Annotated in this window: 16 protein-coding genes; 13 read left to right on the top strand and 3 right to left on the bottom strand. The window is 42.5% G+C overall.

The window, feature by feature from the left end; all coding sequences use genetic code 11:
- Positions 1-2: 2 nt before the first annotated feature.
- The 12 genes from ACQR3R_RS01185 to ACQR3R_RS01130 all read left to right on the top strand — a co-directional run bounded on the left by ACQR3R_RS01185 (position 3) and on the right by ACQR3R_RS01130 (position 14,669).
- Positions 3-821 carry an ABC transporter permease gene (locus tag ACQR3R_RS01185; RefSeq protein ID WP_428270072.1) on the top strand — a complete coding sequence of 273 codons (819 nt, stop codon included), beginning with the start codon at positions 3-5 and terminating at the stop codon, positions 819-821.
- On the top strand, positions 811-2,127 hold the full coding sequence (locus ACQR3R_RS01180) for a Wzt carbohydrate-binding domain-containing protein (RefSeq protein WP_428270071.1): 1,317 nt from the start codon (positions 811-813) through the stop codon (positions 2,125-2,127). The genes ACQR3R_RS01185 and ACQR3R_RS01180 overlap by 11 nt, the downstream gene beginning before the upstream one ends.
- Positions 2,128-2,163: 36 nt before the next feature.
- Positions 2,164-3,078 (top strand): class I SAM-dependent methyltransferase, encoded by a 915-nt coding sequence (locus ACQR3R_RS01175; protein ID WP_428270070.1) that lies wholly within the window; start codon positions 2,164-2,166, stop codon positions 3,076-3,078.
- A gap of 27 nt (positions 3,079-3,105) precedes the next feature.
- Positions 3,106-5,571, top strand: coding sequence for a glycosyltransferase family protein (locus ACQR3R_RS01170; RefSeq protein WP_428270069.1), 2,466 nt, complete (start codon positions 3,106-3,108; stop codon positions 5,569-5,571).
- 1 nt (position 5,572) lies between these two features.
- Positions 5,573-6,526: a glycosyltransferase family protein gene (locus ACQR3R_RS01165; protein ID WP_428270068.1), complete on the top strand. Its 954-nt coding sequence runs from the start codon at positions 5,573-5,575 to the stop codon at positions 6,524-6,526.
- A gap of 11 nt (positions 6,527-6,537) precedes the next feature.
- Positions 6,538-8,205, top strand: coding sequence for a hypothetical protein (locus ACQR3R_RS01160; protein WP_428270067.1), 1,668 nt, complete (start codon positions 6,538-6,540; stop codon positions 8,203-8,205).
- A 287-nt stretch (positions 8,206-8,492) separates the two neighbouring features.
- Positions 8,493-9,923: a UbiA family prenyltransferase gene (locus tag ACQR3R_RS01155; RefSeq protein ID WP_428270066.1), complete on the top strand. Its 1,431-nt coding sequence runs from the start codon at positions 8,493-8,495 to the stop codon at positions 9,921-9,923.
- Positions 9,920-11,233, top strand: coding sequence for an FAD-binding protein (locus tag ACQR3R_RS01150; protein ID WP_428270065.1), 1,314 nt, complete (start codon positions 9,920-9,922; stop codon positions 11,231-11,233). Before ACQR3R_RS01155 ends, ACQR3R_RS01150 begins: the two co-directional genes overlap by 4 nt.
- Complete coding sequence (locus ACQR3R_RS01145) at positions 11,230-11,970, top strand: SDR family oxidoreductase (RefSeq protein WP_428270064.1); 741 nt, start codon at positions 11,230-11,232, stop codon at positions 11,968-11,970. Before ACQR3R_RS01150 ends, ACQR3R_RS01145 begins: the two co-directional genes overlap by 4 nt.
- A 76-nt stretch (positions 11,971-12,046) precedes the next feature.
- On the top strand, positions 12,047-12,982 hold the full coding sequence (locus ACQR3R_RS01140; protein ID WP_428270063.1) for an NAD-dependent epimerase/dehydratase family protein: 936 nt from the start codon (positions 12,047-12,049) through the stop codon (positions 12,980-12,982).
- A gap of 2 nt (positions 12,983-12,984) precedes the next feature.
- The gene (locus tag ACQR3R_RS01135; RefSeq protein ID WP_428270062.1) at positions 12,985-14,271 is read left to right on the top strand and encodes an FAD-dependent oxidoreductase; all 1,287 of its coding nucleotides are present in this window, start codon (positions 12,985-12,987) and stop codon (positions 14,269-14,271) included.
- Positions 14,268-14,669, top strand: coding sequence for a GtrA family protein (locus ACQR3R_RS01130; protein WP_428270061.1), 402 nt, complete (start codon positions 14,268-14,270; stop codon positions 14,667-14,669). Before ACQR3R_RS01135 ends, ACQR3R_RS01130 begins: the two co-directional genes overlap by 4 nt.
- Positions 14,670-15,434: 765 nt before the next feature.
- Here the strand turns inward: ACQR3R_RS01130 and ACQR3R_RS01125 are convergent.
- The 3 genes from ACQR3R_RS01125 to ACQR3R_RS01115 are packed head-to-tail and all read right to left on the bottom strand — an operon-like array spanning position 15,435 to position 16,851.
- The gene (locus ACQR3R_RS01125; RefSeq protein WP_428270060.1) at positions 15,435-15,818 is read right to left on the bottom strand and encodes a GtrA family protein; all 384 of its coding nucleotides are present in this window, start codon (positions 15,816-15,818) and stop codon (positions 15,435-15,437) included.
- 3 nt (positions 15,819-15,821) lie between these two features.
- Positions 15,822-16,484 carry a methyltransferase domain-containing protein gene (locus ACQR3R_RS01120; protein WP_428270059.1) on the bottom strand — a complete coding sequence of 221 codons (663 nt, stop codon included), beginning with the start codon at positions 16,482-16,484 and terminating at the stop codon, positions 15,822-15,824.
- Complete coding sequence (locus ACQR3R_RS01115) at positions 16,435-16,851, bottom strand: hypothetical protein (protein WP_428270058.1); 417 nt, start codon at positions 16,849-16,851, stop codon at positions 16,435-16,437. Before ACQR3R_RS01115 ends, ACQR3R_RS01120 begins: the two co-directional genes overlap by 50 nt.
- A gap of 708 nt (positions 16,852-17,559) precedes the next feature.
- Between ACQR3R_RS01115 and ACQR3R_RS01110 the strand changes: the two genes are divergently transcribed.
- Positions 17,560-18,513: an FkbM family methyltransferase gene (locus ACQR3R_RS01110; RefSeq protein WP_428270057.1), complete on the top strand. Its 954-nt coding sequence runs from the start codon at positions 17,560-17,562 to the stop codon at positions 18,511-18,513.
- The last annotated feature ends 883 nt before the right edge of the window (positions 18,514-19,396 follow it).

Below are 19,396 nucleotides of genomic sequence, written 5' to 3'. Positions count from 1 at the left end.
AAATGAAAGAGTTTAGTATTTCACCTGTAGAAATGGTTTCCAGTCTATGGAGAAATCGCAACTTAGGAATTGCGCTAATTAAGCGAGAAGTCATTGGCCGATATCGAGGCTCCGCGCTAGGCTTACTGTGGTCTTTCCTTACACCAGTGATGATGCTCATCGTCTATACATTTATATTTAGTGTTGTATTTAAAACAAAATGGGGTGGAGGCACAGGGTCTAAAGCCGAGTTTGCTCTCATCTTGTTTGCCGGACTCATGGTATTTAACTTTTTTTCAGAATGTATTGGCCGCGCGCCAAATTTGATTATCGCAAATGGAAACTATGTAAAAAAGGTAATTTTCCCACTTGAAATACTTCCCTACGTAAGCATCGGAGCAGCTCTTTTCCACACCTTTGTTAGCTTTCTAGTATGGTTAATATTCTATCTGTTATTTCTAGGAGACCTCCACTTTACTCTACTGCTGTTCCCGATTGTCATACTCCCACTGGTGCTAATGTCTCTCGGCATTTCTTGGTTTTTAGCTTCACTTGGTGTCTACTTGAGAGATGTGGGACAGATTATTGGAGTATTCATTACGATGCTTATGTTTCTTTCGCCAATCTTTTACCCGGTAAGCGCTCTACCAGAGAAATTCCAACTCGTAATGCATCTTAATCCTTTGACTTCCGTGATTGAACAAGTCCGAGAGATACTGATCTCTGAAACGGTGCCCAATATTGGCTGGTTTCTCCTTAATCTAATGATATCCGGAGTTTTCGCTTGCCTAGGCTTTATGTGGTTCCAGAAAACCAGAAAAGGTTTCGCTGATGTGCTCTGAAGTAGTAATAAAACTGGAAAACGTTGATAAATGTTATCAAATATATGAGAAGCCACGAGATCGGCTCCTCCAAATGTTCTCATTCGGCAGGAAAAAATACTCAACAGACTTCTGGGCACTTAAAGACATATCATTCGAGATAAAAAAAGGCGAAACAATCGGCATCGTTGGGCGCAACGGCAGTGGAAAATCGACATTATTGCAAATAATTTGCGGAACGTTGAACCAATCCTCAGGAGCGGTTAATACTTACGCAAAAATCGCCGCACTATTAGAATTAGGTGCGGGATTTAACCCTGAGTTTTCTGGGAGAGAAAATGTCTACCTGGCTGCTTCACTATACGGGCTGACACCAGCGCAAATAACCGAGCGGTTTGAGGAGATAGCTGCGTTTGCAGACATTGGAAATTTTATAGATCAGCCAGTTAAATCTTACTCCAGTGGTATGTTTGTCAGATTAGCTTTCGCTGTAATCGCGCATGTAGACGCAGAGATCCTGATCATCGATGAGGCATTAGCTGTTGGAGACGCGTTTTTTACCCAAAAGTGTATGAGATTTCTTCGGGACTTTATGGTTAACGGAACAGTGCTTTTCGTAAGCCATGATACTGCAGCAGTAAAAGCGTTGTGCACCCGCGCAATCTGGTTGAGAAATGGCATCCATGTTGCAACAGGCCCTGCCAAAAACATATGTGATGCTTATTTAGCAGAGATAATAGAGTCAGGTCAAGGTGGAAGCAAAGCGTTGTCTGTTGCCGACATTTTAAAAGAGACAAATGAAGAATCGACCGATTATACAGACAAAGGGGACGGCGCTACTCTCTGGTTCTTACCTTTTAGAACTTCAGAACAAGGTTTTGGAACTGGTGGTGCAAAAGTAACTGAAGCAATTTTTTTAAACGAAGAAGGAAAAACTGTAACTCGCGCAAAACATCATTCGGTAGTGATATTAAAAATAAGTGTTAATGCAGAAATTGATGTGTTGTCACCCATCATAGGTTTCTTCATAAGGGATCGTCTTGGTCAGACACTATTTGGAACCAATACCTTCGGTTCGAATGAAGGCATTGGGTCAACGTGTAGTTCGGGTGAACAGATTCATGCAACATTCGAATTTTTATTCCCTGCGCTTCCTGATGGCGATTATACCCTATCGATAGCAATCGCAGACGGAACTCAGCAAGAGCATACCCAGCTACAATGGATTCACGATGCACTTATTATTAAAGCTCAAGGTATTTCCGATGTTGGAGGTCTAATTGGCCTGCCAATGCGTGCAGTTGAACTCTATAAATCCACATCGTGATTATTGTAAACACGTACACAAATATTGGTATCCCAAATGAAAGTTATCGATAGCTCCTTATTAATTAACAATTCAATGCTGATTGCCCCAAATCACAATGTACTCAGCGCGTGGACAGGACATGTACCGTTTGCAGCTTGGTTGATGCAAATGCAAAAACCCCGCACCTTCGTTGAATTGGGTACTCACTTAGGAATGTCATATTTTGCATTTTGCCAATCAGCGGTGGAGGGGAAAATAAATACTCGATGCTATGCTGTGGATACATGGGAGGGCGACGATCATGCCGGATTTTACAAAGATAATGTATTCTTTGATATCTCTTCGTACAACGATCAGCATTTCGCTGGTTTTTCAAGGCTGATACGACAACGATTTGACGATGCAGCAAACGAGTTTTCTGACGGCACTATTGACCTACTTCATATTGATGGGTTTCACACTTATGAAGCAGTAAGCCATGACTTTAAAACTTGGAAAAATAAACTTTCAGATAGAGCGGTCGTTATCTTCCATGATATCAATGTGAGGGACGCTGGGTTTGGCGTATGGCGTTTCTGGGATGAGATAACACAGCAGTATCCAAACTTCCAATTCGACCACTATCATGGCCTTGGCATTTTACTGGTAGGACCACAACAGAACGAAGCCATGAAAGCGCTTTGCGATAGCCCAGAGGAAGACTGTCACTTTATTAGAAGTTTATATTCAAAACTTGGTGAAGTTCCAGCGTTACGCTACCAGCTATCGCAAGCCGCTCAACGAATTAGCCACTTAGAACTAGAAATCGCTCAACTTAATGCTCAAATAAATCACCTCAAAGAAGTTGGTGCAAATGAAGTGGAGCGCATTAGGCATGAAGAAGAGATCCGTATTGAATCAATTAGGAACTCGACGTCGTGGAAACTGACTGCGCCTCTGAGGAAGTTCATATCTTTAGTAAAGCGTTGAAAATTCAGCACGCCAAGGAAATGCTAAGTGACAAAGTACAGAATTATTTTAATTGATACGAAAAGTAGCAATCCCAATCATTACATTTGCCTTGCTCTATACCGTGCGCTAACTGACTGCACAGATGTGGAACTTGTAGTAAAGGCTGAACTGCATGACGCTGTTTCCTTGGCGGTACAAAACAAGTGCAATTTATTTTTTGCATTCGATGGTGAAGAACTAAACCGATCAATTTGCTCTAAGCTTGCGAAAATTTGCGATAAATCAGTTTTGTGGGTTACGGAAGATCCATATGAGCTGAGTGTTAACGTTGCAAACGCAGGCCTCTTCGACCTTGTATTTACCAACGATTCTGCCTCCGTGCCGGCATATGGTGCGAAAGGACGTCACTTGCCCTTGGCTGGGGCGGTACCTTTTCACTTCATTCCAACTGTGGAAGATCCAGCAGCGCTTCGATATGATGTTTTCTTTGCAGGTACTGCATGGCCAAATAGAGTTGAATTAATAAGAGAAATGCTTGGTTCAAATTGGGATGACAATCGAATCAAAGCTAAAATCGCATTACCGACAAATGAGCACCTACCAAAGGTAGATCTACCATTACCTACGAGCCAATTAAATTGGCGTACATCCCCTGTCGACTTTGCTAGATTCGCTAACTTAAGCGTCGCTACTCTTGTACTCCCAAGAGTATTTTCGGCATCTGGTGATAATGATTTTGCCGAAACACCTCCGCCTCGCCTCTTCGAAGCAGCACTAGCTGGGACAGTACAACTCGTCCAAAGGAAAATAGAAGAGGCTGCTGATTACTTCGAACCTGGCAAGGAATTTATATATTTCGACAATGCTGTAGATCTCATTAAATCTATAAAAACTTTACGCGCCAGTCCGGAGCTTCGTAATAACATAGCATCAGCAGCTCAAAAAAAGGCGCTCCTTCATCATTGTTACGAGCACAGAGCGGCACAAGTTCTTACAGAGTTAAATTCAATCAGTATTAAGAACACCAGTTTGTCAGAATTGCAAACCCAAAATTCTAAGCCGATCTTACTTTTTGTTGTCCACAACGTGGTTGCGAATGGAAATTTTGGAGGAGTAGAAGTTTATTTACAAAACATTAGTAAAGTATTACAAGAGAAGTACGAGATATTATTCTACTCACCATGCCTAAGAAAAGTCCCGGATACGATCCTAACCAACGTTTCGGGCGAAATAGTTGAAAGATTTAATTTTTCCGAAGCTCTTTCCCCCTGGAAAATATCCTGCTCCGAAAGAGACAAGGCCTTTGTTTCGATAATAGAGCGCTACGGGGTTTCGACCGTCCACTTCCACCACTTAATTGGACATGTACCTAGTTTAATCAGGGTATGCAAAGCACTAGGCGTGCCCTCAGTAATGACTTTTCACGATTACTTCGCAATATGCCATAGGTTTACATTACTTTCATTTAAGGGCAACTATTGTGAACCAGACAAAATATCCCAAGCCCAGTGTGACGTCTGCCTTTGGAAAACGCATCAGATTGCTCCGGGTAGTCAATCGACGAGAAGAGCAGTGTGGGACCAACTCATTTCATATACAGATTCGGTAATATTCAATACCAAAGGCAGTTACGATCTCACAGCCAAGATATACCCGGCAATATACAACCATAAAAATACTAAAATCATTCCGGTACCTACTGATAAAAAAATAGATTTTACCGAAATAGCTAACCAGCGGACTTTGCCAATAAAAGTGGCCATACTTGGGAATTTTTCCCGACATAAAGGTGGCGATATTATAAGTAGGGTAATCCCGCTATTGGAAAAATCTGCTGTAGAATTCCATATCTTTGGAAGAGTCGACGGGGATTACTTAGAGCTAAACGACGATAAAAAATATCCTCAGGTTTTTGTGCATGGCGGATTCGAGCCGGGTGAAATCCCAAAAGCAGTATATAGCTGCCATGTATCCCTCCATGTATCGATTTGGCCGGAGACATACTGCCTAACACTGTCGGAGGCTTGGGATTGCGGGCTGGTGCCAATAGTTAGCGACATTGGGGCTCTGGGAGAGCGAGTTATAGACGGTATAAATGGCTTCAAAATTGCGGCGAACTCCGAAGGTCAGCTATTCACCGTTCTTCACAGAATCCTGGAACAACCCTCAATGCTACATTTCATGGGGCAGAGCAAAGAGACCAAACCCATTGCGAGGCCGGAACAACATATTCATGACTTGAAGATGCTGTATGAAAGCGTCGCAACTCCAAAGCTACTGAAGAGCGAAATGAATTGTGGGGAGCCTTTCAATGCCAATCACTTATCGCCAGTTATTGCAACGACTTGGGCATTTTCAGAAATAAACAACTCCGTAGGTAGGCTCAGCCTTCTAAGAAGATTCCGTCACCAAATAATAGGTTTAAGCTCGCATTTCTTTGAGTATTGCAAGCGCCACGGCTTTAAGTCGGCGGTGCGTGTGAGCATCCGATACATCGCCAGGCGATTCTAAATTGAAAGTACTAATTTGTGGTGCTTCACCCGACCGAATTAACAACAATGCGATATTGCGCAATTACGTTGCGAATGGATTTCGTGAAATTCTTGGTGACGAGCAAGTATCTTGTGGTTCACTCGATATCGCGAGTGAACTTGCAGAACTATTCCGGCCAGACTTAATTGTTGTCTTTGGGTCTTGCATGCCAGAGAGTTGCGACTATTCAAAACTTAGGAATTATTGTTCTAGCAGTTGCACAGCGTTAGCATTCTGGCTGCATGATGACCCTTATGAATTCGATCTTAACTTTAAAATATATAATTATGCGGATTATATATTTTCAAATGATAAGTGGGCTGTAGAACATATAAATCATAAAAATGTTCACCACCTCCCACTAGCAGCAGACAGAGAATCACACTTTCTTGATGTAAGTACTTCCTTGGATCGAGAAGTATTCTTTTGCGGTGTTGGGTTTCCAAACAGAGTCCAATTTCTCTTAGATAGTCAAGACCACCTTTCTAGTTTTAACGTAAATATACTAGGCGCTGAATGGCCAGATAGTCTAGTCTCTGCTAAAAATATACGCGTGCCTAATGATTCAATGTCCAAGTTATATAACAAATCGCTCATAACATTAAATTTAGGTCGCCGTCATAATCTTGCGAATAGAAAGTATCAGTTAGACTCATCTACCCCTGGTCCGCGTACTTTTGAGGCGGCCATGGCAGGTAGTGTTCAATGCTATTATGTCGAAGGCCTAGAAATAGCTCAATATTATCACCCTCAGAGTGAAATCTTGCTATTTGACTCTCCTATCGAACTCAAAAATATAGTTGAGGAGTTGCGCGACGATCCTTCTAAACGCAAGATAATTGCGCAGAACTCACAGGCAAGAACCTTAAAAGACCACACATATGCCAACCGCGCGAAGTCAATGCTTCTCTATATAAATAACCATAATGGCTGAATGGCTGATAAATGATGATTGAACTCTATGAATTAAGATACGCTCTCAGCGCTTTTACGATAATGGCACTGATTGTCTTTATCGGATTTGTACCTTGGGCGATAAGCTATCGAAGAAAGACAGGATCATCCTTCGGTCTAATCGAAGCAAGTAGTTTCGCTGTCGTTGCCTCAGTAATCTTTTTAGCCGTAGTTGGCTTTATAGTATCACTATTACCTTCACACCTTAGGCATGTAATATCACTTTCAGCAATTATTGCACCATTATTATTAGGGGCGTTTAAAACCTTACTATTGTTAAGGAACCCAGATTTAGCAAAGCCATCACCTAACAGCTTCGTGATAATAGGCGGCTTTCTTTTTTTTGGAATTGCTATATTAATTTTAACCAGCTTCAAATACCCACTGAAAGAAAATCTCCCCGACGGAGCTTACGTTAACAAGGAACATGTATTGCCTGTAAAAATACAATCTATTACTGGCAATTTACCTGCGGATAATGTTGTTCCATTTGTCGTAGAGGAATATTTAGCTAAAGATATTTCTTTTAAGGAGAACAGCCCTATTCTACCAGGTCAGCACGTTGCTAATCGACCTATACTCGTTAGCTTGGTAACGCTTCCTATACGCTCGGCACTGCGGTCTCCAAAGTCGATGGAGCATCTGCCAACGTATGAATACGTTTCAACACAATGGCCGGACTTCAGAGTACTACTACGTGACGAGGCCGCATTTTCTATATTTCTTGGTGTGGGCGTTTTCCTGAATGCCTGTCTATTTTTGGGTATTGGGTTGATGTCCACTCAGATAGAAAATTTTAGCCGTCGCAGTAGCGCGCTATTATTACTCTTATTTGCATCCAGTCCCTATTTCATTTTTCAAACGATGTTCACTTGGCCAAAATCTTTAGCCGGCTTTTTCATAATAACCTCAATTTTCACTTTTCAAAAATATAAAAATGGTGTTTTGACAGGAGTACTGTTAGCACTCGCATATCTTTCCCATCCTTATGCCGTTGGCTATTTAATAGTTGCATCTAGTATTTTCTTGATATTTAAAAGCCCAGAAGGTTTTTTCAAGAAACTATCAAATATTTTTGCTATTGGACTTTCATTTTCCCTTTTTGTCTCTCCTTGGTTTATTTGGATTAAATATTACGTTGGCGGCTCCTCTGATCTAATCTCGCAAAATTTTAGCTCAGCGCATGTATCCCCTTTCCAATTTGTATGGCCGCGAGTGGCCAACCTTATGAACGCAACGCTTCCCACTCACCTTCTTTCCTTTGAAACACATTTTACGTCCATTTATACAGCAAGCTCATTAAATCTTGCAGGAGCGGTTGGTACGTTATTTTTTGCTGTTTCTATAATGATGGCGGGGTCCGCTTTAATCTCTACTAATGTAAAAAAGTACAATTTTTTTTGCTGGAACGAACCTTATCATTTGAAGCAAGCATTATTGATATGCGGTGGATCCAGCCTACTTCTTGCATGCGTTTTTAGTTATCCTGCAGTTTCGCTAGTTCATGGATGGCAACCGTTCGCGGCACTCGTTATTTTATGTGGAGTTCATTTTGCAAGTACTTCAAAGCTCGCACTAATAGTTTGCTGGCTTCAGGTGATAGTCAATATATTGATGACGGCAATTTACTTCTACCGTCGATTCTTAATTACGGACTAAAAAACGTGCCATAGCACGTATAAGTAGGTTGAGGGCTCCATGTTACGGTACGCAGGAGTCCTCAAAATTGAAGTGATTTTATTCGATCAAGCTATATTTGGCTTACCACTACCCACAGTAGAGAGTGAGGTGTACCTTCTTTTTTAGAGCTTTTGAGAGCGCAATGAATTCGTATTTTTAGCCCTTAAGCTATGGCTTACGGGTAGCAAATGAGTATAAAATAGCGCCTATTTTCTGCTTTTATATCGAAGGCCTATGTTCGCAGGCAAGATTTTAGGGAAGTTATTTTGACCGTAATTAAAATCCCACTCGTTATTGATCTCGATGGAACGTTGCTACGCTCCGACTTGCTTTTGGAGACGGCGCTCTCCTTCGTCAGGCACAGACCACTTGAGTTATTCAAGCCCCTTTCTTGGCTAATGAGGGGTAAAGCAGCGCTAAAAGAGAAGCTCGCTACTTCCACGGACGTTGATGTAACTATCCTTCCGTATGATCCATTGGTCATCGAGTTCATTAAAGAAGAAAAGAGGAAAGGTAGAACTATCGTATTGGCTACGGCTAGCCACCGCTCACTTGCCGAGAAGATCGCCTCACACCTCCAATTTTTTGATCACGTCCTAGCAAGTGATGGTGGATGTAACCTGTCAGCTCATCGAAAGCGCGATCTGTTAGTTAAGATCTACGGGGAAAATGGCTTTGATTACGCAGGTAACTCGAAGGACGATATAGTGGTTTGGGCTGCGGCCAGGGAAGCCTATATTGTGAATCCAGAACGTGGCGTAGAGCGCAAAGCGCGCGCGACAGGAAATGTAAAAAAGCTTATCCAGTCCAATTCATCATCTCCAAAAGACTGGTTAAAAGCACTGCGCATACATCAATGGATGAAGAATGTACTTATATTTGTACCGTTATTGGCGGCACATCGATTGTCCGACCTTAACTTACTAGTTGAAGGAGTAATTGCATTCGTTTTATTTGGACTGTGCGCATCCAGCGTATATTTATTGAATGACTTATTAGATCTTTCAGACGATAGGCATCATAGTACTAAGCGTAAGCGCGCATTTGCATCAGGAAAATTGTCTATCGTTTCAGGCCTTGTCGCCTTTCCTACACTTTTATTAATTTCTTTCGGCGGTTCACTCTTATTGTTACCAGGGGCGTTCGTTTTTGTTCTTGCTGCATACTACATTTTAACCTTAGCTTATTCACTAGTGTTGAAAAGGCAACTTGCGATTGATGTCATCGTACTGGCATTGCTTTATACCATCCGGATTATTGCAGGAGCAGCAGCCTTAAGTATTGCCCTGACGTTCTGGATGCTCGCGTTTTCCATGTTTATGTTTTTGAGTCTGGCACTAGTAAAACGTTTCGCAGAGTTGAAGGAAGCACGAAAAAAGGGTGATAGTGAAAAAACGCGGGGCCGAGGTTACTACCCTAGCGATCTAGAGATGATCTCATCTTTGGGTGCATCTTCTGGTTATCTGTCTGTTATGGTTCTAGCACTTTACATCCATGATCAAGCCACAGGTGAATTGTATGCGCACCCACAAGTTATATGGCTAGCATGTCCCTTGTTACTTTTTTGGATAACTCGAATATGGATGCTCACCCATCGAGGTGAGATGCATGATGATCCCGTGGTATTTGCAATCCGAGACCGTATCAGCCTCTCTGTTGGTGCTTTATTTTGCCTGGTTTTTTGGATAGCAACATGAAATCCTTATTGAAATCATGGGGACGTTACCCGAATATATCCCAGACTCCAAACGAATGTTACTGGCGTAGCGAGGTAAGTTGTTTATTAAGTACCGTAGTAGCTAAATATAAAACGACGCTTCCATATGGAAACGGTCGTAGCTATGGTGATAGTTGTCTGGCGTTAACAGATCAAGTAATAGTGACGCGTAACTTGAATCGTTTTTTGCGCGTTGATTGGGAAACAGGGATTATAGTCGCAGAGGCTGGTGTGACTTTGGCGGAGGTACTTGCTGTAGCGATACCGAAAGGATGGTTCCTTTCTGTAACCCCGGGAACCCAATTCGCTACAATTGGTGGAGCAATCGCTAACGATGTACATGGTAAAAACCATCATTCAAAGGGAACATTTGGTAATCACCTACGCGGATTTGGCCTCATAAGAAGTGATGTTGGGTATATGAATTGCTCCCCTTCCGAAAACGTCGATATGTTCGCAGCAACGATTGGAGGACTTGGACTGACGGGAATTATCACCTATGCTGAAATTCAATTAAGCCCGATCAGCTCAAGCTTTATAGATAGCCACGTAGTGCGCTTCGACAATTTGAGGGAGTTTTTCGCGTTATCTAAAGAGCTTGATGAAAAGCATGAGTATAGTGTCGCTTGGATCGACTGTCTTGCATCCGGCAAAAATTTGGGGCGTGGTATTTACATTGTGGGCGATCATTCCCGATTCGGGTCTCTTACAGTACAGCATTCAAATAATTTTAATGTTCCATTTACACCAACCATATCAATAGTTAATAACTATTCCCTGCGCGCTTTTAACGAAGCCTATTGGCGCTTGCATCCACAAAACTCTAAACAACAACGTCAGACTTATTCGTCGTTCTTCTACCCCTTGGATCGAATCCTTAATTGGAATCGTATTTACGGACGAAGTGGTTTTCAGCAATATCAATGTGTAATACCGGATAAAAATGCTGAAGTAGCGGTAGCTGAATTACTAAAATCTATCGCTGTTCACGGTCAGGGATCTTTCTTGGCGGTGCTAAAACGATGCGGTGGTATCCAGTCGCCAGGACTAATGTCCTTCCCATTGTCAGGGACTTCGCTTGCATTAGATTTTCCGCAGAGTTCAAAATTAGCTAAATTATTCGATCAACTAGATGAAATTGTCCGCTTGTCGGGTGGCCGTCTATATCCAGCAAAAGACGCGCATATGAAAGGCGCGGATTTCCGCCAAGCATATCCTGAGTGGGAGCATCTTGAATCAATGCGCGATCCAACGTTAGTCTCCCATTTTTGGCAGAGAGTTATGAAATGAAAAATATTCTAATCATAGGCGCAAATTCGGCGATAGCGATCGCTTGTTCGCGTTTATGGGCCGAGCAAGGCGCAAATTTTTTTTTGGTTGGCCGTAATGACGAAAAACTGCAGCAGACCGCTGTAGATTTGAAGGTCCGCGGCGCAAAAAATGTAACAACTTATACTATGGACGCTGCTGATTTTTTCGCGCACGGTCAAATGCTGGATGCATGTTTATTAGCTTTTCGGCAGATCGATATTGCGTTCATAGCTCACGGAACCCTTCCCGATCAAAAAGCATGTGAGCAGAATGTAGACACCGCGTTGCAGCAATTTATTACTAATTGCACATCCGTCATCTCTCTTCTGACCTTGCTGGCTAATCATTTTGAGTTACAGCGATGTGGCACTGTAGCTGTCATCTCCTCCGTTGCCGGGGACCGAGGTCGTCAATCAAATTATCTTTATGGTACGGCAAAAGCAGCAGTTTCTACGTTTTGCGAAGGATTACGAGTCCGGCTCTTTAAAGTAGGTGTGCATGTGATGACGATCAAGCCTGGCTTCGTTGACACCCCGATGACAAAAGAGTTGTCATTGCCTCCTCGTCTCGTAGCTAGCCCAGACAAGGTGGCGTTGCAAATCATTAGAGGAGTTCAGAAAAACGTTGATACTCTCTATACCCCCGGAATTTGGGCGGCTGTAATGTTTGTTATACGAATGATCCCAAGTATAATTTTTAAAAGGCTTTCTCTCTGATTCAAAATTTCAATCACTATACGACCTTACAAAGGCTGATTTATTGCCTCAACAGATTAGATAGCGGAATTACGTTATGAAAGATAAAATTGTTCTTCCGGGTGGCGCTGGTTTGGTTGGTCAGAATTTAGTCGCAAGGCTTAAGACTAGAGGTTACAAAAATATTGTTATCCTCGATAAGCATAAAGCCAATATAAAAATTCTTGCGAAGCTGCACCCAGATATCACAGTGGAATTTGCAGACCTAGCTAAACCAGGCGAGTGGCAAAAGCATTTTTCCGATGCAAACATCATAGTTATGTTGCAAGCGCAAATCGGTGGTAACGATTACCAAGAGTTTGTGCAAAACAATGTGAACGCAACACGCCTTATCCTTGATACGATCAAATCGTGTGGCGCCCCCTTTTTGGTTCATATAAGTTCGTCAGTTGTCGAGTCGATAGCTGAAGATTATTATACTGAAACAAAAAAAACGCAGGAGCAAATGGTTGTTGAAAGCGGAATTTTATGCCCTATCCTTCGTCCAACACTAATGTTTGGCTGGTTTGATCGCAAGCACTTGGGATGGTTATCCCGGCTCATGAAAAAAGTTCCAATTTTCCCAATTCCAGGAAACGGACGTTATATGCGCCAGCCTCTATATGTAGGGGACTTTTGTAATGTGATTATTAGCTGTATAGAAAATCGTGCACATAATGGAGTTTACAATATTTCAGGACACGAGAAGGTTGACTACATAGATATTATAAAAGAAATTAGGCGCGCTACAAAGGCGCGGACCGTCATTGCAAAAATCCCATATAATTTATTTTATTTTATGATATGGACTTGGTCGCTTTTTGACAAAACTCCGCCATTTACAACACAACAACTCTCGGCGCTGAGTGCCAAAGACGAATTTGAAGTAATTGATTGGCCTAAAATATTTGGAGTAAACTACACTAAATTTTCGGATGCCATTGACGAAACATTTAATGACCCAACTTACAGCAAAATAGTCCTGGAGTTTTAATAATGGACAATCGTATTGCAGTGTTAGGTGCGGGTCCCATGGGGCTTGCTGTCGCTTATCAGCTATCACGTGACGGTTATACTCCAGTAGTTTTTGAAGCCGATGATCGCATCGGGGGCATGACCGCAGCATTTGATTTCTCCGGTTTATGCATCGAACGTTATTATCATTTCCACTGTATTTCAGATCATGCATTCCTCAAAGTGTTAGAAGAGCTTGATTTGGCCGACCAAATGCGGTGGGTCGAAACAAAAATGGGCTATTGGTATAACAATGAGCTACAACCATGGGGTAACCCGTTAGCGTTGCTTAGGTTTCGGGGGTTGAGCCTCGTGGCCAAGTTTCGTTATGGTTTGCATGCGTTTCTATCAACAAAACGGGATAACTGGAAACCGCTGGACCATGTCGAAGCGATAGGTTGGATCCGACGCTGGGTTGGAAAAGAGGCATATGAAGTCCTATGGCGCAGGCTTTTTGATTACAAATTTTATGATTATAAAGACAATCTGTCCGCTGCTTGGATCTGGAGCCGTATCCGGCGCATAGGTCGATCACGTTATAGCTTGTTCAGCGAAAAGCTAGGTTACTTGGAGGGTGGTTCCGAAACTCTACTAAACGCGATGCGCGACTACATATTAGCTAATGGCGGAGAAATTCGCCTTAAATCGGCTGTTAAAAAAGTCATTATCGAAGATGATAAAGTCCGTGGACTTGAAGTAGATGGGGATATTTTACAATTCAATAAAATTGTGAGCACCATACCTTTACCTTACATTCCATCAATTATACCGCAGCTCCCTTCCGACGTACTAAAAAAATTCAGCACAATAAAAAATATCGCAGTTGTTTGTGTTATTGCTAAACTTCGTAAAGCCGTAACAGAAAACTTCTGGTTAAACACCAACGATCCTGATATGGATATTCCCGGTCTAGTTGAATATACAAATCTTCGACCACTCGGCCACCATATTGTATATGTGCCGTTTTATATTCCAAGCGAACATCCTAAATTCGCCGAGCCGAATGAAAACTTCATTGGCAAGGTCCGTTCGTATTTACAAAAAATCAACCCCGAATTATCCGACGAAGACTTTATTGATATACGTGCTAGTCGCTACCGCTATGCCCAACCAATCTGCGAGCCTGGATATCTTGATACACTTCCACCTGCGAAACTTCCTATAGGGGGACTTTGGGTGGCCGATACATCGTACTATTATCCAGAAGATCGTGGCATCTCTGAGAGTATTGATTATGGAAGAAAACTGGCGAAGGACGCGGTACTGTGATTAATAAGTTTTTAACTAAACAGTTTTTTATCTTTCTCATAGCAGGAGGAACGGCGGCAATAGTAAACTTTGGATCTCGTTTACTTTACAACCAATGGACTAGTTTTTCCATCGCGGTGATCCTTGCATATATTACTGGAATGGTCACTGCATTCATTCTGGCAAGATTTTTTGTGTTTAATGAATCAGAACAACCTATACATCATTCTGCCGCTTTTTTTGTACTTGTTAATCTTGGCGCCGCTCTGCAAACTTGGTTAATTAGCATGGGGCTAGCTTATTACATCTTACCAGCAGCGGGTGTTGGTTCTTATGTTAATGAAATCTCCCATGCTATCGGCGTTATATTCCCAGTTTTCACGAGTTATCTTGGGCATACCAAGTGGTCTTTTAAATGAAACCACCTTACACGCACAAACTATGGATACAATCAATAGAGCTCACAAAGTACAAACATGTTAATTTTACTCTAATGAATTTTTCGATTACTTCGTGGAATTTTTTTCACAAATGTCTGTTGAGGGGATTCATTTTAGAGCCTCACACCAAACTCTTGAGTAAACATAATCCTAAACTAACAATAACTTATATTATTCTTTTCCTTGGTTGTCTCTACAAAAGTTAGCACCCGGTCAAAATATTAGCCGATGATCCAGTGCGATAACCACCAGCAACCGTTGTTCAACCTAATGCGCGATAGGTTCTGGGAAGTCGCGTGGTCAATGGGACGAAATCTGTATACAGGTAATGAAAGAGCCAGCGCGCTCCCAATACAAAATCTTCACTCGGTTTCGAGGCTTGTAGAGCAACACGAAAGCACTGGGTCAAACACCACGACATTGATGTTCAGTTTGAATAGCGCAGCGAGGCCATCGATGGATTTTCGGAAGTCGACGGGCTTCGAGTAGAGATAGACTTTTTCGGCTTTTGCGTCGGGAAACATCATGAGGTGCTGGCTCCGGAAAAGTATCGGGAGCACAGCATCGAGGATCAGGTGGTCGCTTTGTATGCGGGGCCTCATGGAGCGCTTACATATGTACTAAGGCGCCGCATCGTTGTCCCCTACCAGACCTAGGCAATAGGGTGTAGGGACCGTAGAGGGCAATCCTTGGGGGCTGTGTGGATCAACATCGGTACGTCCATCTAGATGCCATACTAATCAGCTATTTGAATGTTAAATACTTGTGGCCGAAGTAGCTTGTCACTATTGGGGCAGAAATCCCTATAAGATGAGCCACCGCTTCTGCCCCTTCTCTAAATCCTATAGCTGGAAATAAGGTTTTAGCTAGAAATACACTGATAATCAATGTAAGCACTAGTGCAAACATATTTACTCCCAAAAAATATATAGCTTGCTGAAAAAAAGGTTTCCCACTCTTGTGAAAAACAAAAATCTTCATGAGTATGAAACCTGATATCAGGCCAACAAAAAAAGATAAAATTATGGATAATTCATAGGTCAGCCATATCGAAAAAATAAATCTCGACGACCAATTTAGTAACGCTGATATCCCCCCAACAATTATAAACTTCACGACTTCGTTCATTTTCTATTTTTGTCCTATGACAAAAAACTGTTTTCCAAAAAACCTCCAAAAAAATGGCATTCTAAGATAGGCCACAACAGCCATTAATGGTGGGTTTCTACCGCTGGACATTGTGTATGGTAGGAATCGATCTGTGCGCCGAATTATCGAGAATCGCTGAAGCATTAGAGCTTCTGCCATGGATGCGCCAGTTATTGGCGTGTAATGGTCCCAATATTCCCAGTAAAGTCCCGGAAGATACTGAATATTGGGACCTACACAGATAATGAGACCACCTTTTTTCAGCGATTTATGGGCCTCCCTTAAGGTTTTATCTATAAGACCTTTGTCGGGAAGGTGCTCTAAGAAATTACTTGTGAAGACTACATCTAGAGAGCCAGGTTCTATCGGCCAAGGAGTTGAGCAGTCTTGATGCAAGAACTTTGAAAAACCAGAAACCCTCTCTCCGCAATCTGGATTAAGGTCCATTGAGTATTTATTGGATGCTTGAATATTTCTTGTAAACTCCCCCCAACCGGCTCCAAGATCAAGTACTGAATGCTCAGGTTTTATATATTCTGAAAATATCTCAGAACAGAGAAGCCTCCAAACCGAGTCTCGATATTTCACATTCCCTTCAAACCTTGCCTGGTACTCGTCTTTCAATATCTCCGATCTGTCGTCCATAATGCTCTCGCGTATATTGTTTTTGACTTGATATCATTTTGCGATCGAGGACAAGCGTTGAGAAAATAGCACGGAGTGTAACGGTTTTCATAGCCGGGAAATCGCTTTGGTCACGTACCGAAACTGCGAGTTGCGCGAGTTTGCGCTGCCTCTCCAGCTTTTTGGAAGCAGTCCCAGGCAAACGGCCCGACCCGGCGATGCCGCAGCCTTTCCGTTTCAAGGATTCGGCCAGCAACGCCGAATCCGTCACCGAAGAAACTGAGGAAGCTGCAGCAGAATCCCTCACCTTGCCAAGCACCGCGACAAACGCAAGCTGTTGCATGCTGATTTGCTGTGCATCGAGGTTATCAACGACCTTTTCTAGCATGATCTAACATGCCTATAAGGCTGACGCGAACTCGCCATTGCTGAAGAGGTCATCGAATAGCTAAAATCTTGGCATGCACGTCCACATATCCCAACGTGTTACTTTACAGCTTGATCAAGGCGCTGAAGCAAGCTGCTAGAACCCTATGGGCATTAAGCGACGGACTCGAACGCCTGCCAACCACGAACTCGGTTCAGGATTACCCAGCTTTATTGTCAAGGAATTGTCCTGCGGATATCGCTTAACTGGGCGCACATCTTAGATCAACGTTGGTGGGTCCTATAGATTAACCATCCGAAAACTCGACGACTTCTGGTAGATGTTAGCTGAGCGACAATCATCGAATACGAAAAAAATTATTGAAAGCACCGTTGTTGCATCTTTGGCAACCTTCAGCTCAGATACTGCTAATGTGAATAATTCGTTCGACTTCGAGATCATAATCGATTATATAAATATGCGTTAATCAGTGATTCCATGGATAAGAAGATGTGAACTCACTGATTATGGAAGGAAGGGAGATATGTCAGCAGATAGCCTAACGGTTATTTTAGATGGGAACTCAGGCTTGGTATGTACCCAGCCCTATCACCTAACTTTATACCGCGGCCTTGCTGAATGCTATGCGTATTGTCTAACTGAACGCGCCCACCGTAAAACTGTAAAGGCTTATGGAGCGTTTACTTTTATATTTATGAATGATCAGGTATGATTTGCTACGAAGAACTTATCAAGCGACCTTGCAAGGAAAGATATGGAACTGAAAAAATAGCCCCTTTCAGGCAAATAGCGGGGCTTTATTCTGCGCTTCTCGGCATAGCAGCATCGCTGCAGCATATCTCTGAACGGACTCGACAGGAAGCGATTAAAGATCAACTTTTCGCTATAAACTCGTCGATACAGGAACTCTCAATATTAGCTCGGAGAGCCTTGCCGCCCGAGGCGGTACAAGACGTGTCAATTTACGAGCTGAATGGTTTTCGGTTGATGCTTGATCGGAGCTCGCTCGTTGATCGTTTGGTAATCGAACAGGGGGAGTGGGAGGGTGAGCAGGTTCGCTATCTTATGAAGCTATCGGAACTGTTTCGCGGTAAAAAAAACCCGGTTTTTTTGGACTTGGGTTCCTATTGGGGTTACTACTCCCTAATGCTACAAAGCACAGGCATATTCGACAAAATTTATGCATTCGACGCGGATGCGTATAACTTTTCGCAGCTTCAGGCAAACATATTTCTTAATAAACTGGATGGAGTCATTATCGCTCAGCATGTGGCAGTGAGTGATATTGCTGGCAACGTGACTGTCCAAAATAGTCGGTCACATGACGATGGAAATCGTGGAGCGACTAGGATACTGAGCGAGTCAGAACTTTCTTCTGGCGGAGCATCAAGAATAGTAAAAGCTATAGCAGTCGATGAAATACTTGATATTCGAGATGCGCACGTAGTTATCAAGATGGATGTCGAGGCGCATGAAGACCGTGCACTGCTTGGCATGAAAAACTTAATCGCAAACAATAAGGTGATTGTACAGGTTGAGATTTATAAGGAGCAAACTGGTGTTGTAGTCCCAGTTTTAGAGAGTCTGGGCCTTCGTCAAGTTCGTGCTATGTATCCGGATTTTTTTTACTCAAACCTTTCCGACGAAGAACTCGCTTTCTGACCATCAAAAACTATCAACTACAAACTGCCTTCGGGCAGTTTTTTACGTAGTCCGCTTTTCGTATACTTGCAATTGTAAGTCCCATCGCAGTCGACCACAGCAGAAAAAGGATGGTACGCTGTATTATTATAACCAATGGGAAGGTAAACGAACCATTAGAGTCACCCGAGAAAGCTATCAGATAATCGAAGTGGACTAGTGTCGAGCTCTTAAGATAAAATAAAAACGAAAAACTATTGAGACGTAAACTTTGATATCGTGGGTTATGGAATACCTTTTCAGTTCAGAGATTTTTTACGTTGTAGAAATCGATCACGACTGCTGAGGATGCTTTAACTGTAAAAATCCCCAGATTTTAAAAAAAGCATAAGTAACGTAAACGCGTCATAAAGTGTGGGACTTATGAGCCCATATCACCAATGTTTTCATACGAGATAAACAATTTTTCTCGAAGCGAGGATGTTGGTTCCTAAAATTCGTGGCGCGGCTTTAGGGCGAGTCTTTTGGGACTTTCCCATTATAAACGCCGTTACGTACATTGCGGTAGCGTTGGCAACATTCTACGCTGTTGTAGTAATCAAGATACTTGGTAATTCCGACTTCAAGAGCTCCTCGACTAACATCGTCGTCGAGCTATTTGATAACTTTACTTTTCGCCTACGATGACTTCGGTTATTATCTAATTATCGAGCAGTCAGTCCCCCGACTCAAAAAACTCAGGATTGACATTGACTCGTTTCACACACTTTTAATTTTTGCTAATCCATTGGTTTCCTAGGGGGAGCAGTCTCCTGAGAAATAACCGTTTAACACGATATTAATTAAACTCTCAATTCAAATTCCAGGCGATGAAGCCAGCACAATGTTCGCGCCAATAAACCCG

Source organism: Gordonia sp. IEGM753, from assembly GCF_050321825.1.
In the GTDB taxonomy this organism is placed as follows: Bacteria; Pseudomonadota; Gammaproteobacteria; order Pseudomonadales; family Pseudomonadaceae; genus Aquipseudomonas.
This window is presented reverse-complemented; position numbering and strand designations above follow the sequence as displayed.

Bases quoted from the DNA above. Each gene is read 5' to 3' on its own strand.
- ACQR3R_RS01185 (WP_428270072.1), top strand. From the start codon at position 3: ATGAAAGAGTTTAGTATTTCACCTGTAGAAATGGTTTCCAGTCTATGG.
- ACQR3R_RS01180 (WP_428270071.1), top strand. From the start codon at position 811: ATGTGCTCTGAAGTAGTAATAAAACTGGAAAACGTTGATAAATGTTAT.
- ACQR3R_RS01175 (WP_428270070.1), top strand. From the start codon at position 2,164: ATGAAAGTTATCGATAGCTCCTTATTAATTAACAATTCAATGCTGATT.
- ACQR3R_RS01160 (WP_428270067.1), top strand. From the start codon at position 6,538: ATGATGATTGAACTCTATGAATTAAGATACGCTCTCAGCGCTTTTACG.
- ACQR3R_RS01150 (WP_428270065.1), top strand. From the start codon at position 9,920: ATGAAATCCTTATTGAAATCATGGGGACGTTACCCGAATATATCCCAG.
- ACQR3R_RS01145 (WP_428270064.1), top strand. From the start codon at position 11,230: ATGAAAAATATTCTAATCATAGGCGCAAATTCGGCGATAGCGATCGCT.
- ACQR3R_RS01140 (WP_428270063.1), top strand. From the start codon at position 12,047: ATGAAAGATAAAATTGTTCTTCCGGGTGGCGCTGGTTTGGTTGGTCAG.
- ACQR3R_RS01135 (WP_428270062.1), top strand. From the start codon at position 12,985: ATGGACAATCGTATTGCAGTGTTAGGTGCGGGTCCCATGGGGCTTGCT.
- ACQR3R_RS01125 (WP_428270060.1), bottom strand. From the start codon at position 15,818: ATGAACGAAGTCGTGAAGTTTATAATTGTTGGGGGGATATCAGCGTTA.
- ACQR3R_RS01120 (WP_428270059.1), bottom strand. From the start codon at position 16,484: ATGGACGACAGATCGGAGATATTGAAAGACGAGTACCAGGCAAGGTTT.
- ACQR3R_RS01115 (WP_428270058.1), bottom strand. From the start codon at position 16,851: ATGCTAGAAAAGGTCGTTGATAACCTCGATGCACAGCAAATCAGCATG.
- ACQR3R_RS01110 (WP_428270057.1), top strand. From the start codon at position 17,560: ATGATTTGCTACGAAGAACTTATCAAGCGACCTTGCAAGGAAAGATAT.